This is a genomic window from Rhodococcus sp. ACS1, from assembly GCF_002300155.1.
Taxonomy (GTDB): domain Bacteria; phylum Actinomycetota; class Actinomycetes; order Mycobacteriales; family Mycobacteriaceae; genus Rhodococcus_F; species Rhodococcus_F koreensis.
This window is the reverse complement of the sequence record NZ_NSDZ01000001.1, coordinates 1531109-1553826: the sequence shown is the minus strand read 5'-3', so window position 1 is coordinate 1553826 and position 22718 is coordinate 1531109. Positions and strand designations below refer to the sequence as shown.

24 protein-coding genes are annotated in these 22718 nt (G+C 68.6%); 17 read left to right on the top strand and 7 right to left on the bottom strand.

Features of this window, described 5'->3' with window-relative positions:
• The first annotated feature begins 5 nt into the window (after positions 1-5).
• Positions 6-419, top strand: coding sequence for a DUF1622 domain-containing protein (locus CJ179_RS07325; RefSeq protein ID WP_072949650.1), 414 nt, complete (start codon positions 6-8; stop codon positions 417-419).
• Between the two features lie 15 nt (positions 420-434).
• Here CJ179_RS07325 and CJ179_RS07320 read toward each other — a convergent pair whose 3' ends face one another.
• Both CJ179_RS07320 and dapD read right to left on the bottom strand, forming a co-directional pair.
• Complete coding sequence (locus tag CJ179_RS07320) at positions 435-1799, bottom strand: amino acid permease (RefSeq protein WP_095860998.1); 1365 nt, start codon at positions 1797-1799, stop codon at positions 435-437.
• A gap of 31 nt (positions 1800-1830) precedes the next feature.
• Entirely contained in the window at positions 1831-2784 is a 954-nt protein-coding gene (gene dapD, locus CJ179_RS07315) for a 2,3,4,5-tetrahydropyridine-2,6-dicarboxylate N-succinyltransferase (protein ID WP_072949645.1), read from the bottom strand.
• 142 nt (positions 2785-2926) lie between these two features.
• Between dapD and CJ179_RS07310 the strand changes: the two genes are divergently transcribed.
• From CJ179_RS07310 to CJ179_RS07260, 11 genes are all read left to right on the top strand, one after another.
• Positions 2927-3910 carry an SMP-30/gluconolactonase/LRE family protein gene (locus CJ179_RS07310; RefSeq protein WP_095861085.1) on the top strand — a complete coding sequence of 328 codons (984 nt, stop codon included), beginning with the start codon at positions 2927-2929 and terminating at the stop codon, positions 3908-3910.
• Positions 3911-3951: 41 nt separating this feature from the next.
• Positions 3952-5025 (top strand): succinyl-diaminopimelate desuccinylase, encoded by a 1074-nt coding sequence (gene dapE / locus CJ179_RS07305; RefSeq protein WP_095860997.1) that lies wholly within the window; start codon positions 3952-3954, stop codon positions 5023-5025.
• Positions 5026-5067: 42 nt separating this feature from the next.
• A complete protein-coding gene (locus CJ179_RS07300) occupies positions 5068-5865 on the top strand; it encodes a TIGR00730 family Rossman fold protein (RefSeq protein ID WP_072949640.1) in 798 nt (265 codons plus the stop codon).
• Complete coding sequence (locus CJ179_RS07295) at positions 5859-6422, top strand: TIGR00730 family Rossman fold protein (RefSeq protein ID WP_072949638.1); 564 nt, start codon at positions 5859-5861, stop codon at positions 6420-6422. The genes CJ179_RS07300 and CJ179_RS07295 overlap by 7 nt, the downstream gene beginning before the upstream one ends.
• Before the next feature lie 84 nt (positions 6423-6506).
• Positions 6507-8282 carry a long-chain-acyl-CoA synthetase gene (locus CJ179_RS07290; RefSeq protein ID WP_095860996.1) on the top strand — a complete coding sequence of 592 codons (1776 nt, stop codon included), beginning with the start codon at positions 6507-6509 and terminating at the stop codon, positions 8280-8282.
• Positions 8283-8376: 94 nt separating this feature from the next.
• On the top strand, positions 8377-9276 hold the full coding sequence (gene folP, locus CJ179_RS07285) for a dihydropteroate synthase (protein WP_072949633.1): 900 nt from the start codon (positions 8377-8379) through the stop codon (positions 9274-9276).
• Complete coding sequence (locus CJ179_RS07280; RefSeq protein ID WP_083395574.1) at positions 9273-10232, top strand: glucosyl-3-phosphoglycerate synthase; 960 nt, start codon at positions 9273-9275, stop codon at positions 10230-10232. The genes folP and CJ179_RS07280 overlap by 4 nt, the downstream gene beginning before the upstream one ends.
• A 52-nt stretch (positions 10233-10284) precedes the next feature.
• Positions 10285-10596 (top strand): DivIVA domain-containing protein, encoded by a 312-nt coding sequence (locus tag CJ179_RS07275; RefSeq protein ID WP_072949631.1) that lies wholly within the window; start codon positions 10285-10287, stop codon positions 10594-10596.
• Positions 10593-11165 carry a DNA-3-methyladenine glycosylase I gene (locus tag CJ179_RS07270; protein WP_072949628.1) on the top strand — a complete coding sequence of 191 codons (573 nt, stop codon included), beginning with the start codon at positions 10593-10595 and terminating at the stop codon, positions 11163-11165. The genes CJ179_RS07275 and CJ179_RS07270 overlap by 4 nt, the downstream gene beginning before the upstream one ends.
• 150 nt (positions 11166-11315) lie before the next feature.
• Positions 11316-11483 (top strand): DUF3117 domain-containing protein, encoded by a 168-nt coding sequence (locus CJ179_RS07265; RefSeq protein WP_003936084.1) that lies wholly within the window; start codon positions 11316-11318, stop codon positions 11481-11483.
• 90 nt (positions 11484-11573) lie between these two features.
• Positions 11574-12416: a putative RNA methyltransferase gene (locus CJ179_RS07260; RefSeq protein ID WP_095860995.1), complete on the top strand. Its 843-nt coding sequence runs from the start codon at positions 11574-11576 to the stop codon at positions 12414-12416.
• A gap of 3 nt (positions 12417-12419) precedes the next feature.
• Here the strand turns inward: CJ179_RS07260 and glgA are convergent, their stop codons facing one another.
• The gene (glgA, locus tag CJ179_RS07255) at positions 12420-13589 is read right to left on the bottom strand and encodes a glycogen synthase (RefSeq protein ID WP_095860994.1); all 1170 of its coding nucleotides are present in this window, start codon (positions 13587-13589) and stop codon (positions 12420-12422) included.
• A gap of 121 nt (positions 13590-13710) precedes the next feature.
• Between glgA and glgC the strand changes: the two genes are divergently transcribed.
• On the top strand, positions 13711-14925 hold the full coding sequence (gene glgC, locus CJ179_RS07250) for a glucose-1-phosphate adenylyltransferase (protein WP_015889769.1): 1215 nt from the start codon (positions 13711-13713) through the stop codon (positions 14923-14925).
• 61 nt (positions 14926-14986) lie between these two features.
• Here the strand turns inward: glgC and CJ179_RS07245 are convergent, their stop codons facing one another.
• Positions 14987-15625 (bottom strand): O-methyltransferase, encoded by a 639-nt coding sequence (locus tag CJ179_RS07245; protein WP_072949622.1) that lies wholly within the window; start codon positions 15623-15625, stop codon positions 14987-14989.
• Between the two features lie 284 nt (positions 15626-15909).
• Here CJ179_RS07245 and sigE point away from each other — a divergent pair, with 284 nt between their 5' ends.
• The 4 genes from sigE (at position 15910) to tatB (ending at position 19037) form a co-directional block, all read left to right on the top strand.
• Entirely contained in the window at positions 15910-16542 is a 633-nt protein-coding gene (sigE, locus tag CJ179_RS07240; protein ID WP_005239257.1) for an RNA polymerase sigma factor SigE, read from the top strand.
• 16 nt (positions 16543-16558) lie between these two features.
• Positions 16559-16921, top strand: coding sequence for an RNA polymerase subunit sigma-70 (locus CJ179_RS07235; protein WP_072949620.1), 363 nt, complete (start codon positions 16559-16561; stop codon positions 16919-16921).
• A gap of 94 nt (positions 16922-17015) precedes the next feature.
• Entirely contained in the window at positions 17016-18536 is a 1521-nt protein-coding gene (locus CJ179_RS07230; RefSeq protein ID WP_095860993.1) for a S1C family serine protease, read from the top strand.
• 69 nt (positions 18537-18605) lie between these two features.
• Positions 18606-19037: a Sec-independent protein translocase protein TatB gene (gene tatB, locus CJ179_RS07225; protein WP_072949615.1), complete on the top strand. Its 432-nt coding sequence runs from the start codon at positions 18606-18608 to the stop codon at positions 19035-19037.
• A 66-nt stretch (positions 19038-19103) separates the two neighbouring features.
• Here tatB and CJ179_RS07220 read toward each other — a convergent pair whose 3' ends face one another.
• The 3 genes from CJ179_RS07220 to CJ179_RS07210 form a co-directional block, all read right to left on the bottom strand.
• On the bottom strand, positions 19104-20240 hold the full coding sequence (locus tag CJ179_RS07220; RefSeq protein WP_095860992.1) for an Mrp/NBP35 family ATP-binding protein: 1137 nt from the start codon (positions 20238-20240) through the stop codon (positions 19104-19106).
• Between the two features lie 23 nt (positions 20241-20263).
• Entirely contained in the window at positions 20264-21142 is an 879-nt protein-coding gene (locus tag CJ179_RS07215) for a lytic transglycosylase domain-containing protein (protein ID WP_095860991.1), read from the bottom strand.
• Positions 21143-21435: 293 nt separating this feature from the next.
• Positions 21436-22626, bottom strand: coding sequence for a lytic transglycosylase domain-containing protein (locus CJ179_RS07210; RefSeq protein ID WP_095860990.1), 1191 nt, complete (start codon positions 22624-22626; stop codon positions 21436-21438).
• Positions 22627-22718: the final 92 nt, after the last annotated feature.

The window sequence follows — 22718 nt, the reverse complement described above, 5'->3', positions numbered from 1 at the left end:
CGCGCATGGACACTCACCGGTTCTTCGAAGTCGCCACCGAACTGTTCGAAGTGCTCGGTGTCTCGTCCATGGTTCTCGGGTTCGTGTTCGCCTTCTTCCTCGCGGTGCGCACATGGAGGAAGTCCGGTGACGGTGCTCGGGCGTTCAAGACCCTGCGGGAGTCGCTCGGCGGAGCGATCCTGCTCGGTCTGGAATTGCTCGTCGCCGCAGACATCGTCAAGACCGTCACCTCGACACCGTCGCTGACCGATGCCGCCGTTCTCGGTGTGATCGTGCTGATCCGCACCGTGCTGAGTCTGTCGATCGAGATCGAGATCGAGGGTGTCGCGCCGTGGCGGAAAGCTCTGGTGACCGGACCGCAGGTCCTTGCCCACGCGGCGCGCACCTCCGCCGATCCGGATCGGACACCCGACCGGTGAGTGCCCGGACGCGGGTCACACCGTCCGGGAACGCCTCCGCAGCCGGGTGTTGAGCACGCCGAGTGCCGCGATGACGAGGAACAACACGCACGTCGAGATCAGCTGGGTGCGGGCGTCGCTGTCGAACAGCATCAGCACGACGAAACCGCCGAGCATCGCGAGCGTGAGATAGCTGAGCCAGGGGAACAACCACATCCGCACCGTCAGCTTGCCCTCGCGTTCGAGCCGTGGACGCAACTTCAGGTGTGAGACGACGATGAAGATCCAGATGACGAGCAGCGCCGAACCGACGGCGTTCAGGAGCAGTCCCAGCAGGTCGTCGGGCAGCCACCAGTTGAGCAGCACGCTGACGAAACCGAAGAACACCGACAGCAGCACCGCATTGAGCGGCACCCCGGAATTCGAGATCCGGGCCATGAACGCGGGACCGTCGCCGCGCCGCGACAGCGAATACGCCATCCGTGACGTGCCGTAGATGTTGGCGTTGAAAGCCGACAGCAACGCCACCACGACCACGAGTTCCATGAACCCCGCCACGTACGGGATGTGCGCCTGGTTGAGAACGGCCACGAACGGCCCGCTCTTCAGGTCCGACGAGTCCCAGGGAAGAACGAGGACCATGATCGAGATCGAACCGAGGTAGAAGACGCTGATGCGCCAGACGACGCTGCGCACCGCCACGGCGATCGAACGCTCCGGGTCCTCGGATTCGGCGGCGGCGATGGTCACGATCTCGATGCCGCCGAACGCGAACGCCACCACCAGCAGTCCCGCGGCGACACCGGCGAAGCCCTCCGGCATGAACCCGCCGTGCCCGAAGAGGTTGGTGGTGCCCACCGGTTCGGTGTCCGGGAGCAGGCCGAATACCAGCAGCACACCGATCACCAGGAACCCGATGATGACGGTGACCTTGATGGCCGCGAACCAGAACTCGAACTCGCCGAAGTTGCTGACCTTCGCGAGGTTGACGGCCGCGAAGAAGATCACGAACACGAGGGCCACGACCCACTGCGGCACGCCGGGCAGCCAGCCGCTCACGATGCCGGCGGCGCCCGTGATCTCGGCGCCGAGCACCATGATCAGCATGAACCAGTAAAGCCACCCCATCACGAATCCGGCCCAGTCGCCGATGCCGATCCGCGCGTAGTGCGAGAAGGATCCGCTGGCGGGGATCGCCGCTCCCATCTCGCCGAGCATCCGCATCACGAAGACGACGATGATGCCGGCGAGAAGGTAGGAAACGAGGACGGCCGGACCGGCGGTCGCGATGCCGACTCCGGTACCGAGGAACAGTCCGGCACCGATCGCGGAACCGAGGCCCATCATCGTCAGGTGACGGACCTTCAGGCCCCGGCCGAGGGTGCCGGTCGAATCGGTCATGGTGCCGGGATTTCGCGAACCGCTCACAGTGTCAGTCGTTGGCGTGCAGAGCGGCGTTCAATTCCACGCCGGTGCCCTTCCACGGCACGACCTCGACGGCCCCGGACACCGAGTTGCGACGGAAGAGCAGGTTGGACTGGCCGTTGAGTTCCTTGGCCTTCACGACGGTGCCGTCCGGGCCGGTGACCTTGGTGCCCGCGGTCACGTACAGGCCGGCCTCGAGGACACAGTCGTCGCCGAGCGAGATGCCGAGACCGGCATTGGCGCCGAGCAGGCAGCGCTTGCCGACGGAGATGGTCTCCTTGCCGCCACCGGACAGGGTGCCCATGATCGAGGCGCCACCGCCCACGTCGGATCCGTCGTCGACGACGACGCCCGCGGAGATACGGCCTTCGACCATCGAGCTGCCGAGCGTGCCCGCGTTGAAGTTGACGAAGCCCTCGTGCATCACGGTGGTGCCGCTGGCCAGGTGCGCGCCGAGACGGACGCGGTCGGCGTCGGCAATGCGGACGCCCGACGGGACGACGTAGTCGACCATGCGCGGGAACTTGTCGACACCGAATACGGTGACGACGCCGCGGATACGCAGGCGGGACCGCACCTTCTCGAAGCCCTCGACCGCGCACGGTCCGAAGTTGGTCCACACCACGTTGGACAGCAACCCGAACAGTCCGTCGAGGTTGACGCCGTGCGGGGCCACCAGGCGATGCGAGAGGAGGTGAAGGCGCAGGTAGGCGTCGTGGGCGTCGGCCGGCGGCGCGGACAGGTCGGCGATGGTGGTGCGCACCACGACCTGGTCGACCTCACGTGCCTCGTCGGGTCCGGCGAGAAGTGCCAGATCGGAGGGGATGTCGCCACCCTCGATCCGCACGGTGCCCGCGCTGTCGAAGGTTCCCAGCTCAGGCGCCGGGAACCAGGTGTCGAGGATCGTGCCGCCGACGGTCACGTTGGCGATGCCTACTGCTGATGCTCCCTGTGTGCTCACGGCAGTAGAGGTTACTGCCTCATTACTCGGGCATTCTCGAGCGGTCGTTATCTGGGCGTGATCGATTCGAAACCGAGCGGGTTCCGGGCTCATGGGGGAGCATGCACGGGGCACGTGCGAGACACCGGGAAAGGTCGTGGCAATGCGTATTTCGGAGTGGGGTCGGGTGACCGGAGGCTCACGGTGGGGTCGAGCCACGGGCCGCGGCCTGCGGGCCGTGGCCGCGGGCGCGCTGCTCGCCGGGGTGGTGTCGGTGGCGGTGCCGCAGACCGCGTCCGCCGCACCGGTGTGCCCGGCTGCAGGCCAGCAACCGGTTCTCGTGGGGCGGGTGCCGGGTGCCGCGCTGGAGGGCGTCGCCGTGGACGGCGGCGGCCGCCTCTACACGACGGACCTCCTCAGCGGGCGCGTGTTCCGTCTCGACGCGCCGGGAGCGCCGGCGGTCCCCGTCGCGACGGTCCCCGGCGGCAGGGGCGCGGGCGCCCTCGCCTGGGCCTCGGACGGATCACTGCTGGTGGGGTACGGCGCCGACGCCCGCGTCCTCCTCGGCGACATCCTGCGTCCGGGCGCGATCGCGAAGCTGAACACCGCCACCGGCACACTCACCCCCTTCGTGTCGGGCCTGAGCGCGGCGGACGGACTCGACGTCGACGCCGCCGGGACCGCATACGCCACCAACGACTTCGGAACGCAGATCGGGCGGGTGTTCCCCGACGGCCGGGTCGAACCGAACTGGGCGACGCTGCCCAGCGCGAACGGTGCGGTGCTCGGTGTGGACGACCGGTACCTCTACGTGTCGCGGACGTTCGTGAATCCGGGCGTGAGCCGGATCCCGATCGCGAACCCGGGCGCCCTCGAAAGCATCCTCGACCTGTCCGGCCTCGACACATTCGCGGCACCGGACGGCCTGACCCTGGATTCGCGGGGCCGCCCGGTGGTCCCGGCCAACGTGCGCGGCGAGATCTGGCGCGTCGACGCGCCGGGGCAGTACTGCGTGCTGGCGTCGGGACTGCCGACGTCGAGCATGGTCGTCTACGGGCAGGGGTCCGGCGGCTTCTCCGCAGGACGGTTGTTCCGCATCGGATTCGACGGCGCGATCTACGAGATCCCGGGTGGCTTCGACGGGTAGCAACGCCGCAGCAGGAAGACGGGTCGGCCTAGGGTGGACGGGTGAGCACACTCGACCTCCACGCCGATCCCATCGACCTCACCGCCGCGCTGGTGGACATCCCCAGCGTCTCGCACGACGAGTCGGTTATCGCCGCCGTCGTCGAGTCGGCGCTGCGGGAGCAGACCACCGGTTTCGAGATCATCCGTAACGGCAACGCGGTGCTCGCCCGCACCGATCGGGGACTCCCGAGCCGGGTGATGCTCGCCGGGCACCTCGACACCGTGCCGATCGCGGACAACGTGCCCTCCCGGCGTGAGGGCGACCTGCTGCACGGGTGTGGAACGGTCGACATGAAGTCGGGCGACGCGGTGTTCCTGCATCTGGCCGCCACCGTGGAGAACCTCGCGCACGACCTGACGCTGGTGTTCTACGACTGCGAGGAGATCGCGGCCGTCCACAACGGGCTCGGACGGATCGAACGTGAGATCCCGGAGTGGTTGCGCGCGGACGTCGCGATCCTGGGCGAGCCGACGGGTGGGCTCATCGAGGCGGGCTGCCAGGGCACGCTGCGGGTGACGCTGACCACCCGCGGCACCCGCGCGCACTCCGCGAGATCGTGGCTCGGCGACAACGCGATCCACCGGTTCGCCCCGGTCCTGCAGCGTCTGTCGGACTACACCGCGCGGTCGGTGGACATCGACGGCTGCGTGTACCGGGAGGGCCTGTCCGCCGTGCGGATCGCAGGCGGTGTCGCGGGCAACGTGGTTCCGGACGCCGCGGAGATGGACGTGAACTTCCGCTTCGCGCCCGACCGCAGCGCCGAGCAGGCGATCGACCACGTGCGGGATGTCTTCGACGGCCTCGGGCTGGGTTTCGAGGTCACGGACCTGTCGCCGGGCGCGCTCCCCGGGCTGACGGATCCGGCGGCCGCGGCCCTCATCGAGGCGGCAGGCGGCGAGTTCCGCGCCAAGTACGGGTGGACGGACGTGTCCCGGTTCTCCGCGCTCGGCATCCCGGCCGTCAACTACGGTCCGGGCGATCCGAACCTCGCGCACAAGCGGGACGAGCACGTCCCCGTCCAGCAGATCACCGACGTGGCGACCGTGATCCGCGCCTATCTGAGCACCCCGTGACTGCCCGGTGCCCCGAACGGGCGACCCGTTAGCCTGGGGCGCATGGCACCCGAGAAGAACAATTACGGGCGGAAGTCCTCGTCCGTGAAGCACCGGGGTCCGGTGCAGTTGAGGCGCGCCCGCAAGGACGAGACCACCACCGACGAGCAATTGCTCGACGAGCGGGGTCAGACCGACTGGGTGCACACCGACCCGTGGCGGGTCCTGCGGATCCAGAGCGAGTTCGTCGAAGGGTTCGGAGCCCTGGCCGAGGTGCCGCGTGCGGTCACCGTGTTCGGGTCGGCCCGCACCGAGCCCGGTCACCCCGAGTACGAGGCGGGCAGGGCGCTGGGTGCGCGCCTGGCCGAGTCCGGATACGCCGTCATCACCGGCGGCGGCCCCGGTGTCATGGAGGCCGCCAACCGCGGCGCCAGCGAATCGGGTGGGTACTCCATCGGCCTCGGCATCGAGTTGCCGTTCGAGCAGGGCCTGAACGAGTGGGTCGACCTGGGTATCAACTTCCGGTACTTCTTCGCCCGCAAGACGATGTTCGTGAAGTACTCGCAGGCGTTCATCTGCCTGCCTGGCGGCTTCGGGACGCTCGACGAACTGTTCGAGGCGCTGACGCTGGTGCAGACGCGCAAGGTCACCCGGTTCCCGATCATCCTGTTCGGCACCGAGTACTGGTCCGGGCTCGTGGACTGGATCCGCGGAACCCTCGAACGCAGCGGCAAGATCTCGGAAGGCGATGTCAACCTGCTGCACGTCACGGACAGTGTCGAGGAGGCGGTGCGGATCGTCGTCAAGTCGCAGCAGGGAGTCGACGAGGCCGAACTGCTCGGAACGGAGGAGCAATGGTGAACCGGGAAACTGTTCCACCGCAGCCGTTCTCGGTGTGCGTCTACTGCGCTTCGGGGCCGGTGGACGATCACTTCCTGGAACTGGCGGCCCAGGTGGGCACCGAAATCGGAAAGCGTGGTTGGCAACTGGTGTCCGGCGGTGGCAACGTCTCGATGATGGGTGCGGTGGCCGAGGCTGCCCGCGCCGCCGGGGCGATCACCGTCGGGGTCATCCCGAAAGCCCTGGTGCACAGGGAAGTCGCCGACGTCGACGCGGACGAACTCGTCGTCACCGACACCATGCGCCAGCGCAAGCAGGTCATGGAGGACCGCGCCGACGCCTTCATCACGCTGCCCGGCGGTATCGGCACGCTCGAGGAGCTGTTCGAAACCTGGACCGCGGGCTACCTCGGCATGCACGAGAAGCCGGTCGTCCTGCTCGATCCGCACGGCCACTACACGGGCCTGCTGGACTGGATCGACGGTCTGCGGGGCGGCGGCTTCGTGGCGCAGCGCGCCCTCGACAGGCTGCTCGTCCGGACCGACGTCGGGGAGGCGCTGGACGCCTGCCTCTCCTGAGGCGGCGTCCGATCGCCGTCGTGGCGCACGTTGTTACCGTGCAGTAAGGTGACCTGATTCATACTGCAGGCCTGAGGGGATGTCATGCGTTCTGAAGCACGTTCGACGATCGGTGTGGTCGATCTGGCCAGGCGGTTGCCTGCCCTGATCCCGGAGCTGCCGACCATGGCGAAGGGAGTCCTCGGCCTCATCCGGACCCCCGACGCGAAGGAGTCGATCGGCCTGGTCTTCCAGCGCGCCGCCGCGGCGCACCCGCGCCGCACGTTCCTGCGGTTCGAGGGCGACTCGCTGAGCTACCGGAACGCCAACATCCGCGTGAACCGCTACGCCCACGTGCTCACCGACCTCGGAGTGTCGCGCGGGGACGTCGTCGGGATCCTGGGAAAGAACGCCCCCGAGACGCTGCTCATCGCACTCGCCGCCGTCAAGCTCGGCGCCACTGCGGGGATGCTCAACCACAATCAGCGCGGAGACGTGCTCGCGCACAGCATCTCGCTGCTCGACAGCCGCGTCCTCGTGGTGTCCGAGGCGTGCGGCGAGGCGATGGACTCGCTCGACGAACCGCCCGCCGTGGCCTCGGTGGTGTACGTCGGCGACCTCGACCGGCTCGCCGAGAACGCCGGCGACGGCAACCCCGAGGTGTGTGAGCAGATCCAGGCCCGGGAGAAGGCCTTCTACATCTTCACCTCCGGCACCACCGGACTGCCGAAGGCCAGCCTGATGAGTCACTTCCGCTGGCTCAAGAGCATGTCCGGACTCGGCAACATGGGAGTCCGGCTGCGCGGCAGCGACGTCCTCTACTGCTGCCTTCCGCTCTACCACAACAACGCGCTGACGGTGTCGCTGTCTTCGGTGCTGGGGTCGGGGGCGACACTCGCGCTGGGCAAGCAGTTCTCGGCGTCCAAGTTCTGGGACGACGTCGCACTGAACCGGGCCACCGCGTTCACCTACATCGGTGAACTGTGCCGGTACCTGCTGAACCAGCCCGAGAAGCCGGGCGACCGCGACAACGCCGTCCGGCTGATGGTCGGCAACGGGCTCCGTCCGGAGATCTGGTCCGAGTTCACCACCCGGTTCGGCATTTCCCGGGTGGCCGAGTTCTACGGCGCCAGCGAGTGCAACATCGCGTTCGTCAACGCCCTCAACGTAGACCGGACCGCAGGCATCTGCCCGCTCCCGCACGCCGTGGTCGAGTACGACGAGGACAACGGTGCGCCGCGGCGGCACTCCGACGGCACACTGCGGAAGGTGGCCACCGGCGAGGTCGGCCTACTCCTGTCGAAGGTGACGGACCGGGCGCCGTTCGACGGCTACACCGACGAGGAAGCCACGAACAAGAAACTCGTCCGCGACGCCTTCGACGACGGCGACTGCTGGTTCGACACCGGCGACCTGGTGCGCCGTCAGGGCTGGTCGCACGTCGCGTTCGTCGACCGGCTCGGCGACACGTTCCGCTGGAAGGGGGAGAACGTCGCGACCACCGAGGTCGAGGGCGCGCTTCTCGCGCATCCCGCGGTCGAGCATGCCGTCGTCTACGGCGTCGAGATCCCCGGGACCGACGGTCGCGCCGGAATGGCCGCGGTGACGCTGCACGAGAACGAGGACTTCGACGGCTCCGACGTGGCGGAGTTGCTGTTCCAGCGGCTGCCGTCGTACGCGGTGCCGCTGTTCGTCCGCGTCGTCGACTCCCTCGAACAGACGTCGACGTTCAAGAGTCGCAAGGTGGAACTCCGCAAGGAGGGCTACGACGTCGAGGACACCGACACGCTGCACGTGCTGTCCGGCCGCAGCGGCGGCTACAAGCGCGCATACGACGGGTACGTCGAGGAAGTGGCGAAGGGGTCGCTGCCCAAGGGGTGATGCGGCTCCGCCGCCCGTGAGTACTTGTCAACCGCCCGCCGTTAACAAGTACTCACGGGTGGTTTCGATTTCGCTGCGTGCCAATATTGGTGACATGGCCGAGAGAGACGTACCGCCCGCGCCCGACCGTCCGTCGCCCACGCTGTGCGGGCGGCCCGTGGCGGTCGACCGTGCGCTGGTGATGGCCATCGTGAACCGGACACCCGATTCGTTCTACGACCGCGGCGCCACGTTCACCGACTCCGCGGCGATGTCGGCGGTCGAGCGGGCCGTCGACGAGGGCGCCGACCTCGTCGACATCGGCGGCGTGAAGGCCGGGCCCGGCGACGTCGTCGACTCGGTGGAGGAGATCCGGCGGGTGGTGCCGTTCGTCGCCGCGATCCGCGGACGCTATCCGGAGTTGCTCATCAGCATCGACACCTGGCGCAGCGACGTGGCCCGGCTGGCCGTCGCCGAGGGCGCCGACCTGATCAACGACACGTGGGCGGGCGCCGACCCGGCGCTCGTCGAGGTGGCCGCGGAGACGGGTGCCGGCATCGTGTGTTCGCACACCGGGGGAGCGGTCCCACGGACCCGGCCGTTCCGCGTCCGCTACGCCGACGTCGTGGCGGACGTCCTCGACGAAGTGGTGTCGGCCGCCGAGAACGCGGCCCGGCTGGGTGTGCCCGCCGACTCGATCCTCATCGATCCGACCCACGATTTCGGGAAAAACACCTATCACGGGCTCGAGTTGTTGCGGCGAGTGGAAGATCTTGTAAATACGGGATGGCCAGTGCTCATGGCGCTGAGCAACAAGGACTTCGTCGGGGAGACTCTAGGGGTAGATCTCGTCGAGCGGTTGGAGGGAACATTGGCAGCGACAGCTATGGCCGCCGCAGGAGGCGCCCGAGTCTTCCGTGTCCACGAAGTTGCCCCCACGCGCCGAGTGGTGGACATGGTGGCCGCGATTCAGGGCCGACGCGCCCCGTCCCGCACCGTGCGGGGGCTGGCATGAGTGCCGTGGGGGCCCGGGCGGCCCACACGATGTTGGCGGAGGACCGCGCCCCGCGTTCCTGGGCCGAGGCGAACAGCTGGGACCAGCCGTCGTGGAGCATCGCCGAACTCGAACGGGCCAAGGCGGGGCGCACCGTGTCGGTGGTCCTGCCCGCGCTCAACGAGGAGGAGACGGTCGCCGCGGTGGTGGACACGATCCACCCGCTGCTCGGCGGGCTGGTGGACGAGTTGATCGTGCTCGATTCCGGGTCGACGGATCTGACGGCGGAACGCGCACGCGCGGCGGGCGCCACGGTGATCAGCCGGGAGGAGGCGGTGCCCGCCTTCCCACCCGTCGCGGGCAAGGGGGAGGTGCTGTGGCGTTCCGTCGCCGCGAGCACCGGCGACCTCATCGCGTTCGTCGACTCGGATCTCATCAACCCGGATCCGGCGTTCGTCCCGAAGCTGCTCGGACCGTTGCTGACGGCCGACGGCATCCACCTCGTGAAGGGTTACTACCGGCGTCCGCTCCGGCTGAGCGGGACGGAGGACGCCAACGGCGGCGGCCGGGTGACCGAACTCGTGGCGCGCCCGATGCTGGCGTCGCTCCGGCCGGAGCTGACGTGCGTGCTGCAGCCGCTGGGCGGCGAGTACGCCGGTACCCGGGAGTTGTTGTCGGCAGTTCCGTTCGCCCCCGGCTACGGCGTCGAGATCGGGCTGCTGCTCGACACGTACGACCGTCTCGGCCTCGGTGCGATCGGCCAGGTCAATCTGGGGGTGCGCAAGCACCGGAACCGTCCGCTGTCCGAACTCGGGGTGATGAGCAGGCAGATCATCGGCACGATGATGCGGCGCTGCGGGGTGCCCGACTCCGGGGCGGGCCTGACCCAGTTCCTGGTGGACGGCGACTCCTTCGTGCCGACGACGACGAACGTCGCGCTGGCCGATCGTCCGCCGATGAACACGGTGTGCCCCTGACCGGGCGCCCCTGACGCGGGAGGCTGTCGGACGTCCGTGACAGGATCGGGGCATGGTGACAGCCCTGCTCTATCTGCTCGTCATGGCGTTCGTCGGCGCGATGCTGTTCCTCGCCGCCAGTGCGGTGTTCGGCCGCTCCGAGGAACTCGCGCCCCTGCCGCCCGGCACCACACTCACGGCCCTGCCCGCCGACGGTGTGACGGGCGCCGACGTGGAGGCGTTGCGATTCCAGCAGACGCTGCGGGGGTACAAGGCGAGCGAGGTCGACTGGGCGCTGGCCCGGCTGGGTCGCGAAATCGATTCGCTGCGTGAACAGTTGGCAACGGTCGAAGCCACGGCCGACGATCCGGGTGACGCCCGGTGAGCGCCGAGGACAGGGTGCGGTGCGCGTGGGCCGTCGACTCGGACGGGTCCAGCCTGTACCGCGACTACCACGACCTCGAGTGGGGTCGTCCACTCCACGGCCGCGACGAATTGTACGAACGGCTGTGCCTCGAAGCGTTCCAGTCCGGACTGTCGTGGATCACGATTCTCCGCAAGCGCGAGGCCTTCCGGGCCGCGTTCGCCGGCTTCGATCCGGAGGCGGTCGCACGGTACACGGAACGGGACGTGGAGCGGCTGCTCGGGGACGCGTCGATCGTCCGGAACCGGGCCAAGATCGAGGCGTCGGTGAGCAACGCGCGGGCCCTGCTGGAGTTGTCGGACACCGACCTGGACGCGCTGCTGTGGTCGTTCGCCCCGCCGCCGCGCCCGAGTCGGCCGGCCACCGTGAACGACGTCCCTGCCGTCACGCCCGAGTCCACCGCGATGGCGAAGGAATTGAAGCGCCGGGGGTTCAAGTTTGTGGGTCCTACCACCGCTTATGCACTCATGCAGGCCACCGGGATGGTGGACGACCACGTCGTCGGCTGCTGGGTCCCGATCACTGCCTGAATTGCCGGTGAACCTGCGTATTCGTGACTCAGGTTCCCGGTACTCGTGTCCATAGGGAAGAATGGATGTCACAAGCCTCGCCGAGTGTTGGCGGGGTGCCAAAATTTGTCGAGGCGCAAGCAGGCAGCGCAGATCTGGAGGGAGCAGAGGATGGCGGCCATGAAGCCCCGGACCGGGGACGGTCCCCTCGAAGCAACCAAAGAGGGACGAGGAATCGTCATGCGGGTTCCGCTCGAGGGTGGTGGACGTCTGGTTGTCGAGCTCACCCCGGAGGAAGCTGCCGCACTCGGTGAAGAGCTCAAGGGCGTCACCAGTTAGTCGAGTGCGGAGAGAACCTCACAGGGCAGGCCCCGTCGCCGTTCTCGGTGCGGGGCCTGTTCCGTGTCCGGAACAGGGAGGCGAACGTTCGTGCTGGCCGATGTGACCGACCTGCTGGCCTGCCCGCAGTGCCGATCGCCGGTGGAACTCGACGATGGCGCGATCCTGTGTGATGCAGGGCACGCCTTCGACGTGGCGCGTCAGGGCTACGTCACCCTGATGACGGGGGCCGGCGGCAAGTTCGACGGCGACAGCCCCGAAATGATCGCCGCACGTGCGGACTTCCTCGGCGGAGGCAGCTTCGACCCGCTGATGGATGCCGTCGCCGACGCGGTGGTGGCGGGCGCCGGGGCCGGCGACGATCCCCGGATCCTCGAGATCGGCGCGGGCACAGGCCACTACCTGGCGCGCGTCCTCGACGCCACCCCGACCGGCCGGGGGATCGGGCTGGACGTGTCCAAGTACGCGGCGCGTCGCATCGCCAGGGCACACCCGCGTGCGGGGGCGGTGGTTGCGGACGTGTGGCAACACCTTCCGGTGCGTGACCACGTCCTCAGCCACGTCCTGTGCGTGTTCGCGCCCCGCAACGCCGACGAGGCGCACCGGGTGCTGGCCGAGCACGGCTCCCTGGTGGTCCTCACGCCCACGGAGCGGCACCTGGGGGAACTCGTGGACCTGCTCGGCATGGTCCGGGTGGACGACCGCAAGGTCGAGCGGCTCGGGGCCGCGATGTCCGGGCGGTTCGAGCGCACCGGCCACGTGGCGGTGGAGTACCCGATGTCGTTGTCGCACCTCGACGTGACCCGCCTGGTGGGGATGGGGCCGTCGGCGCGGCACCTGACATCCGAGCGGCTCGCGTCCTCGATCGCGGCGCTGCCGCAGGAATATCCGGTGACGGCGTCGGTGACGGTGTCCACCTACACCCGGCTCTGAGCGTCAGCGGCGCGACAGCGCGTCCTGGTAGACGTCGAGGGTCTGCTGCGCGATGGCTGCCCAGGAGAACTCGGCTATGGCCCGCGCCCGCCCGGCCTTGCCCATGGCCTCGGCGGTGCCGACGTCGGAGACGATCGCGTTGACCGACTCGGCCAGCGCCTGCTCGAACGCCTCCGGCTCGTACGAGTTGTAGTGCACCAGACGGCCGGTGACCCCGTCCTCGACCACCTCCGGGATGCCGCCGACGTCGGACGCCACGACTGCGGTCTCGCAGGCCATGGCCTCGAGGTTCACGATCCCCAGCGGCTCGTACACGGACGGGCACACGAAGACGGTTGCGGCCGACAGGATTTCCCGCACCTGTTCGGTGGGGAGCATTTCGCGCACCCAGAACACGTTGCCACGGTGCGCCGCGAGCGCGGCGACGGCCTGCTCGGTCTCGGCGGCGATCTCCGGGGTGTCGGGGGCGCCCGCGCACAGCACCAGCTGGATCTCGGGCGCGAAGTGGTGTGCTGCGGCGATCAGATGACCGACGCCCTTCTGCCGCGTGATGCGGCCGACGAACGCCACCATCGGCTGGTCCGGGTCGACGCCGATCTTCGCGAGGGCGGAGTCTCTCGGACCTGCGGGTCCCGCGTGCCAGACCGACGTGTCGATCCCGTTGCGCACCACGTGGACCCGGTGCGGGTCGACGAACGGGTACGCGTCGAGGACGTCGAGTCGCATCCCGGCGCTCACGGCGATCACCGCATCGGCGTGCTCGACGGCGTTGCGCTCGGACCACGAGGAGATGCGGTAGCCGCCGCCCAGTTGCTCCGCCTTCCACGGCCTCCGCGGCTCGAGGGAGTGGGCGGTGAGGATGTGGGGCACGTCGTACAGCGCGGACGCCAGATGGCCGGCGAGGCCGGTGTACCAGGTGTGCGAGTGCACGACGTCGGCGCCCGTCGCGGCGTCCGCCATCCGCAATTCGGCGGACAGCGTCGCGAGCGCCGGATTGGCCCCGGCCAGCGCGGGATCGGGGGTGTGCACGATCGCCCCGACGCGCGGAGCACCCATACAATGCACGTCCACCTCGCACAGCTGCTTCAACTGAGCAACCAGTTCGGTGACGTGTACACCCGCACCGCCATAGATCTCCGGTGGGTATTCCTTCGTCATCATCGCCACCCGCACCGGCCTAACGTAACCGTCCGGGCGGCTTCGGGCCACCGCTCTCGGACACATTCGGGTATCGGAGAAATTGTGAGTCGGCGCTTCGCTGGCGGGGGGAGTGGCCGCCCGATAGGTTGACAGGGTGAGGAGCCAGCCACATGTGCTTGGAATCGTGCTCGCCGGCGGCGAGGGCAAACGTCTCTATCCGCTCACCGCGGATCGGGCGAAGCCTGCTGTGCCTTTCGGAGGCGCCTACCGGTTGATCGATTTCGTGCTCAGCAATTTGGTCAATGCGGGATACCTCCGCCTGTGTGTTCTGACGCAGTACAAGTCGCACTCGTTGGACCGCCACATCTCTCAGACGTGGCGACTGTCCGGGTTCGCGGGTGAATACATCACTCCCGTTCCCGCGCAGCAGCGTCTGGGTCCGCGCTGGTATACCGGCAGTGCGGACGCGATCCTGCAGTCGCTGAACCTCGTCTACGACGAGGATCCCGAGTACATCGTCGTGTTCGGCGCCGACCACGTGTACCGGATGGACCCGGAGCAGATGGTGCAGCACCACATCGAGTCGGGCGCCGGAGTGACGGTGGCCGGGATCCGGGTGCCGCGCAGCGAGGCGTTCGCGTTCGGCTGTATCGACAGCGACGAGTCGGGCCGCATCGTGCAGTTCCTCGAAAAGCCGGCACATCCGCCGGGGACCCCGGACGACCCCAACATGACGTTCGCGTCGATGGGTAACTACGTGTTCACCACCAAGGTGCTCGTCGACGCCATCCGGGCCGACTCCGAGAACTCCGACTCCGATCACGACATGGGCGGCGACATCATCCCCGCGCTCGTCGAGGCGGGCGAGGCGTCCGTGTACGACTTCAAGGACAACGTCGTCCCCGGCGCCACCGACCGCGACCGGGGCTACTGGCGGGACGTGGGAACGCTCGACGCGTTCTACGACGCCCATATGGATCTCGTGTCGGTCCACCCGATCTTCAACCTCTACAACCGGCGCTGGCCGATCCGCGGCGAGACGGAGAACCTGGCGCCCGCCAAGTTCGTGCAGGGCGGCCTCGCGCAGGAGTCCGTGGTCGGGGCCGGGTGCATCCTGTCGGCGGCGACGGTGCGCAACTCCGTGCTCAGCTCCAATGTGATGGTCGACAGTGGTGCGACCGTGGAGGGCAGCGTCCTGATGCCGGGTGTGCGCATCGGCAAGGGCGCCGTCGTGCGCCGCGCGATCCTCGACAAGAACGTGGTCGTCGGCGACGGGGAGATCATCGGCGTCGACCTCGAGCGCGACAAGCAGCGCTTCGCCGTCAGCAACGGCGGAGTCGTGGCCATCGGCAAGGGCGTCTGGATCTAGCGGGAGGGCCCCGGAAACGGGGCTCTCGGAGTGGGGACGGTTTCTGAGCCGGGGACGCCGCTCAGAGCTTGGACGCGCAGAGCAGGCCGTCGCCGATCGGCAGCAACACCCGGATCAGCTTGTCGTCCTCGGCGAGTGCCTTGGCGGCCTCGCGGACGGCGACGGTCGCGGCGTCCCGCTGGCTCGGGTCGACGACCCGGCCCCCGTGCAGCGCGTTGTGCAGCACGATCGCGCCGCCCGGGCGCAGCAGCCGAACTCCTTCGCGGACGTAGTGCGGGTGGTCGACCGGTGCACTGTCGACGAACACCAGGTCGTACGCCCCGTCGGCGAGTCGCGGCAGGACGTCGAGTGCCCGGCCGTTGATCAGCCTCGTCCGGGCGGGTGCGATGTCGTTGGTCCGGAACGACAGCTTGGCGGCCCGCTGGTGCTCGGGTTCACTGTCGATGGTGGTGAGGACGCCGTCCTCGCGCATGCCCCGGAGCAGCCACAGGCTGCTCACACCCGCGCCGGTGCCGACCTCGACGACAGTCTTGGCGTCCAGCATGCGGGCAAACAGGGCGAGCGCAGCACCGACCGCGGGAGGTACCGGTTCGGCACCGAGGTCGTCCGCCCGCTCCCTGGCCGCACCGAGGGCCTCGTCTTCACGGACAGCCCCTTCTGCGTGGGTGAGTATCCGTTCGGCGTTTGTCTGCACGCACATGAGGTTATCGGGGTCTCGTCATCGCCGCTGCGAGGCGCGCTCGACAACAATGCCGTGACCCGGCGCGGCGCGATTCTCAGGAATACCTCAGCTTGCTCACACCGCACACATATCGGGGTGGGAAAGAGTAAGCCCAACGCCAGATCCGAAGACCGCCCGGCGGGGAGATCACGACGACGGAGGAAAAGTCCGAGAGCCCGGGAACAAATCCCGGCTCCCGGGAGTTGACGCCTATACCACGTCCAGTGATCTGCGGTCCTGAGTAGGAGGATCCACTTAACTCGATGAGCAACCACACGATGGCTCCAGACGAGAGAAACACCGACGAGCAGCTGTCGGACGCCGAGCTGACGGGCACCGCTGTGTTCGATGCCACAGGCGAGAAATCCGCCATGCCGTCGTGGGACGAACTCGTCCGCGAGCACGGCGACCGAGTCTACCGGCTGGCCTACCGGCTGTCGGGCGACGCGCAGGACGCCGAGGATCTCACCCAGGACACATTCATCCGGGTGTTCCGATCCCTGTCCGACTACCAGCCCGGCACGTTCGAGGGCTGGTTGCACCGCATCACCACCAACCTCTTCCTCGACATGGTCCGCCGCCGGAACCGCATCCGCATGGAAGCGCTCCCCGAGGACTACGATCGGGTCCCGGCCGACGGGCCGAACCCCGAGGAGATTTACCACGACGCCCGCCTGGACGCCGATCTGCAGGCAGCGCTCGATTCGCTGGCCCCGGAGTTCCGCGCCGCGGTCGTGCTGTGTGACATCGAAGGACTGTCCTACGAGGAGATCGGTGCCACACTGGGTGTGAAGCTCGGAACCGTGCGTAGCCGCATCCACCGCGGCAGGCAGGCTCTGCGTGAGCATCTGGCTGTGAACGGAAAGGTTGACTCCGATCAGATCGGCGTCGGGTAGTTACCAGGAGGGACGAATGACGCAGGGGCGTGTACCTCGTCAGTTTGGCTCCACCGAACACTTGGCGAGTGAGGCGATCGCCGCCTTCGTCGACGGTGAACTCCGCATGTCCGCTTATCTGCGCGCCGCCCACCACCTGTCGATCTGCGCCGAGTGTGCGTTCGAGGTCGACTCCCAGCAGCAGGCGCGGCGTGCTCTGCGTCGCAGCGGTGACGTCGCGATGCCCTCGGGTCTGCTGGGTCTGCTGAGTCAGATCCCCAGCTGCAACCAGGGCGAGCCCTCCGACAAGTCCCCGTTCGACTCCCACACCCCGGATTCGCCGGTCACGAGCGAGTACTCGATCACCAGCCGGATCTGGTCCCGGCGTTGGCGCCGTTGAGCGCAGCCGGACCGACGACGGCGGTGTCCGCGCCCGGCGGGGCATCGGTGATACTGGGGCGCGTGACTGACGCACACGAGGGGGACACGACAGCGTGACGGCGGATTACAAGACTCCGGGTTCCGACGCGACGGTGCCCGACGGTCCCGTGGCGGACGAGTCGGGCACGCTGCGTCCGGCGGACGCCCCACGGCTCGATCCGAGGCCCGTCTACCGGCCGCGGATCGATGCGGCGTCCAGCCGCGCATTCGGCCGACCGGGTGGCGTCACCGGTTCCTTTGCTCCGTCGGATACCCGGCGTGAGAGCGAACCCTCGATGAAGGTCGGTGCACCCGACCCCGTGCTGGCGGAGGCGTTCGGCCGTCCGGACGGCGAGGTCGACACCATTCAGCGCGATCCCCACCGCAAGACCGCCGCCCCGGCAATCGAGGCCCCGCCCGCGGACCCGTGGCGCGACCCCGCAGCGGGTGTCGAACTCGGCTCCCCGGCGTTGCACGCCACGGAACACTCGCGACCGCCCGCCCCCGCCCTCAGCGCCCGAGAGGTCCTGTTCGGCGGCAAGGTGGCGCCGAAAGCGCTCGCCGCGCTGGGCGGAATCGCGCTCGCGATCGGTCTGGTCGGTGGCCTGCTCGCCGCAGTGATCACCGCCGATCGCAGCTCGCTGACCAGTGACAGCGTCACCCTCGTCCAGGGCGGCGACGAGGACCTCGGCCAGTCGCCCGTCGCGCAGGTCGCGGACGCCGTCCTGCCCTCCGTCGTGTCCATCCAGGTGGCGGTCGGTGACCAGGGCAGTACCGGTTCGGGTGTCGTCATCGACGGCGCCGGTTACATCGTCACCAACAATCACGTCATCTCCGCCGCCGCCACCGCCCCCGACGGCGGCAAGATCCAGGTGATCTTCTCCGACGGAACCAAGGCCGACGCCCAGATCGTCGGTCGCGACATCAAGACCGACCTGGCCGTGCTCAAGGTCTCCGCCGACAATCTGACGGTCGCAGAACTCGGCAGGTCCGGGGACGTGCAGGTCGGTGAGGACGTCGTCGCCGTCGGTTCGCCCCTCGGACTCAGCAAGACCGTCACCCGAGGCATCGTCAGTGCCCTGCACCGCCCGATGCGGCTGTCCGGCGAGGGCTCCGACACGAATGCCGTCATCGACGCCGTCCAGACGGACGCCGCCATCAACCACGGCAACTCGGGCGGCGCGCTCGTCGACGACACCGGCCGGGTGATCGGCATCAACACCGCCATGCTCAGCGAATCCGGTGGCTCGGTGGGTCTCGGCTTCGCGATTCCCATCGACGACGTCACCACGGTCGCTCAGACCCTCATCCGGGACGGGCAGATGCATCACCCGGACATCGGCGTCAACGCCCGCACCGTCGTCAACGACAACACCAGCGGAGCTCAGGTGGCCAACGTCCGCTCGGACAGCCCGGCCGCGCGGGCGGGCATCGTCGAGAACGACGTCATCGTCAAGGTCGGCGACCGCACGGTCACGAGCGCCGACGAGTTGGTCGTCGCCGTCAACCTGCAGAAAATCGGCGAGCCCGTCCGGGTTCAGCTGATTCGCGAGGGCCGGCTCGTCGATGTCGACGTGACCCCGGCCTCCGACTGACTCGAGAGGTTGCTGTGAAATCGCTCCGCCACCTGGGCATGCACCCACACCGCACAGTAGGCTGACCACGTGTTCGGCAACATTGGTTGGGGCGAGTTCATGGTCCTCCTCGTCGCGGCTCTGGTCATCTTGGGACCCGAGCGGCTTCCGGGTGCGATCAGCTGGGTTACGAAGTCATTGAGGCAGGTCCGTGAGTATGCGAGCGGCGCCAGCCAGCAACTCAAGGACGAACTCGGCCCGGAGTTCGAGGATCTCCGCAAACCGCTGGCGGATCTCAATCAGCTCCGCGGAATGACGCCGCGTGCGGTCATCACCAAACACCTTCTCGACGGTGACGATTCGATTCTCACCGGAAACTTCGACAAGCCGAGTTCGGTGTCGTTCGACAAGTCGAATCCGGGAACGAAGGCCGTCAGCGCCGATCCGTCGACGCCCACTGCTCCGCAGAACAAGCCGCTCGTGGCGGGCGAGCGCCCCCCGATCGACCTCGACGCCACGTAGGCCCCTCGGGCTCGTGCGCCTTTGTGGTCGCTGGAGCAACCGGAAAGGCGCACGAGCACGGAGTGCCTAGAGGTGCCGGGTGGTGTCGATCCCCAGCGACATTCCGGCGAGCCCGCGCTTGCGGACGGCCAACTTGTCCGCGATGTCGCGGAGTGCCGTCGCGGCCGGCGAATCCGGCTGGCCGAGGACGATGGGGACGCCGCCGTCGCCGCCCTCCCGGACAGCCTGCTCGAGCGGGATCTGTCCGAGCAGCGGCACCTTCGCGCCCACCGCCTTCGTGAGGCGGTCGGCGACGGCTTGACCGCCGCCGGAACCGAAGATGTCCATCCGGCTGCCGTCGGGCATATCCATCCACGACATGTTCTCGACGACGCCGACGATGCGCTGACGGGTCTGCAGGGCGATGGCACCGGCGCGCTCGGCCACCTCGGCAGCGGCCTGCTGCGGGGTGGTGACGACGAGGATCTCCGCGCCGGGGATCAGTTGCGCGACGGAGATGGCGACGTCGCCGGTTCCCGGCGGCAGATCGAGCAGCAGAACGTCGAGATCGCCCCAGAAGACGTCGGCGAGGAATTGCTGCAGCGCGCGGTGCAGCATCGGTCCACGCCACACGACCGGGGTGTTGCCCTGAGTGAACTGGGCGATGGAGATCATCTTCACGTCGTGCGCGACGGGCGGCATGATCATGCGTTCGACCTGCGTGGGCTTGGCGTCGGTGCCGAGCATGCGGGGAACGGAATGTCCGTAGATGTCGGCGTCGAGCACACCCACCGACAGTCCGCGGGCGGCCAGTGCGGCGGCCAGGTTGACGGTGACACTGGACTTGCCGACGCCGCCCTTGCCGGACGCGACCGCGTAGACGCGGGTGAGGGAACCGGGCTGGGCGAACGGGATGACGGGCTCGGCCGAGTCTCCGCGCAACGACTTGCGGAGTTCGGTGCGCTGCTCGTCGCTCATCACGTCGAGTTCGACGCGGATCGCACCGACGCCGGGGACGTCCGCCACGGCCTTGGTGACACGGTCGCTGATCTCGGTCCGCATCGGGCAGCCCGCGGTGGTCAGGTAGATCGCGATGTCGACGCTGTCGTCGGGCGCGATGTCGATGCTCTTGACCATCCCGAGTTCGGTGATCGGTTTCCGGATCTCGGGATCCTGGACGCGCGCCAGGGCGCTACGTACAGCGGACTCGCTCAGGACTGGCATGACTCAATGGTAAGGATGTGCGCTCAGTGGATGCGCGGCAGGTCCGCAGCCGCCGGGATGATCCCGCTGGAGTAGCCGGCGGACCATGCGAGCACGTTGGCCACGTAGGCGGCGGAGTTGTTGTACCGGTGCACGGCCTTCGCCGCCTGAATCGGATCCTTGACGTTCAATCCGCCGTCGCACAGGTACTTTCCGGTGGTCAGCGCGGAGTCGAAGACGTTCTGCGGGTCGGCGACGCCGTCGCCGTTGCCGTCGCCCGCGTATCGGTTCCAGGTCTCGGGCAGGAACTGGGTGGGGCCGACGGCGCGGTCGTAGTTGCTGTCGCCGTCCAGCTTGCCGCCGTCGGTGTCGCGGATGATGGCGTTGCCGCCGAGGCTGCCGTCGAGGACCGGGCCGAGGACGGGGTTGAGCATGTTGCCCTTGTCGTCGGTCTTGCCGTCGTAGGCGTGGGTGGACTCGACGCGGCCGATCCCGGCGATGAGCGTCCAGTACATGCCGCAACCCGGCTGCTCGACCGCGAGAATGCGTTCGGCGTTCTGGTAGGCCGCGACGTTGACGGCGGGGATGCCGAGTGCGCCCTGCGCGATGCTCGTCGGGAGCGGCGGCGTGGCCTGGACGGGTGCGAGTGCCGGCGGCGCGGGCGCTGCCTCGACCGCGGGTGCGGACTCGGCGGCGGTCTCCGCGACGGGGGTGACGGCTTCTGCGGCCTCGGGTGCGGTGTCGGTCGCCTCCTGGGCGACGTCGGCGACCTCCGACGAGGAACTCGTGGACAGGAACGGGACCTTGGGTGCGGCGCCGGCCGTGTTGGCTGCGGTGATCAGTCCGATGGGGACGAGTCCGGTAAGCGCGATGACCGAATTGCGGCGGATATGGGAATCCGTCTTCTTGTTGTGCCGACCCACTCGATTGCCTCCTGCGACCCCCGTCTTGGGGTGTTCCGTTCAACTGACCGGATCGAGGCTACCTGATTCGATATCTTTCCGTTATTCAAACGTGATCAAACGGACTTGTATCGGAGGGTTCCGTTACTCGGAGCGCACGTGAGCGAGGGTAACGAACACGGCAAGGTCACGCCAGGACGCAGCGTGGTCGGCCGATGAAGAGTGAGCGGGTCGACGGCACACGAACCCGGTGACCCACACGCGTCGCCGCGCGCCCTGCGAGATGGCAGGGCGCGCGGCGGACGCGGGGGTGATTACCGGGGAGCGGTGACAGCCGGAGCGGTGGCCGGGGGCGCGACCGGAGCGGGGGCGCCCGGGTCGGGCACGGCGGCCGCGGGAGCCGACGGATCGGCGGGCGGGCAGAAGAACAGACAGGGCAGTTGTGGCAGCGGCGGGAGCCCGGGAATCGGCGGTGCCGGAGCGGGCGTCGTGGGGGCAGCGGCACCGCCCGTCGACGGCTGCGGGGTGGTCGCGAGATCGCGGGGGAGGTCCGATGCCGCAGCGGCAGCGGCAGCGTCGGCGACCCGTCCAGGCGACGGCGAGGCCGACTCCGCCAGCTGGCCCGGCGTCGGAGTTCCCCCGTTCCTGTACGCGTTCGACCAGGTGATGACGTTGGCGGCGTATGCGGCCGAGTTGTTGTAGCGCAGGACCGCGCGGGTCTCCTGGAGCGGATCGCGGAGGTCGAGACCGCCCGAGCAGAGGTACCGGGCCGCCGCCAGCGTCGCGTCGAACACGTTGTTGGGATCGGCCACGCCGTCCGCGTTGCCGTCCGACGCGTACTTGGCCCACGTGGACGGAATGAACTGCATCGGTCCGACGGCGCGATCGTGCGCGGGGTCGCCGTCCGTGGCGCCGCGGTCGGTGTCACGGATGATCTCGTTGCCCGCCAGCCTGCCGTCGAGAACCGGACCCAGGATCGGGGTGATCGTGGTGCCCACCGAGTCGGTCCGGCCGCCGCCGGCGTGCCCCGATTCGATGCGGCCGATGCCGGCCAGCAGATGCCACGGCAGACCGCACTTGGGGGACTCCGCCATCATCTCGAGTTCCGCGGACCGGTACGCGTTGAGCACGATCTCGGGGATGCCCAGAGCGCTCAAAATCACCGGTGCGGCGATGAGACCGGTGCCGGACGGCGACGTAGAAGATAGGGGAGATGTGGGATTTGTCACGGCGGGTGCCGGGGCGGGCGGCGGGGGCGCGGCCCGCTGCGATCGCGCGACCCGCGCTGTGGGAGCCACGATTCCCGCGGGCGGGAGGTACGAGGCGGGGGGAGTGCTTCCCGGCGTGACCGACGACGCTGCGAGGGCGGTCGCCGCACCGGTGGACGAGTAGGCGGTGGCGCTCACGGATGCGCCGCTGATCGCGGAACCGCCGGTCGAGGACCCGAGGGTGGCAACTGCGCCCACGGTCAGGGCAGTCACCGTCAACAGTCCACGTATCCGCACTCGATCACCCCCTGCGGTGCTCTTCGTCTGTGCACACCGCATACATCCGAGAAGATGTGACTGACGTTACATATCCGTGATTGGCCGTGCCG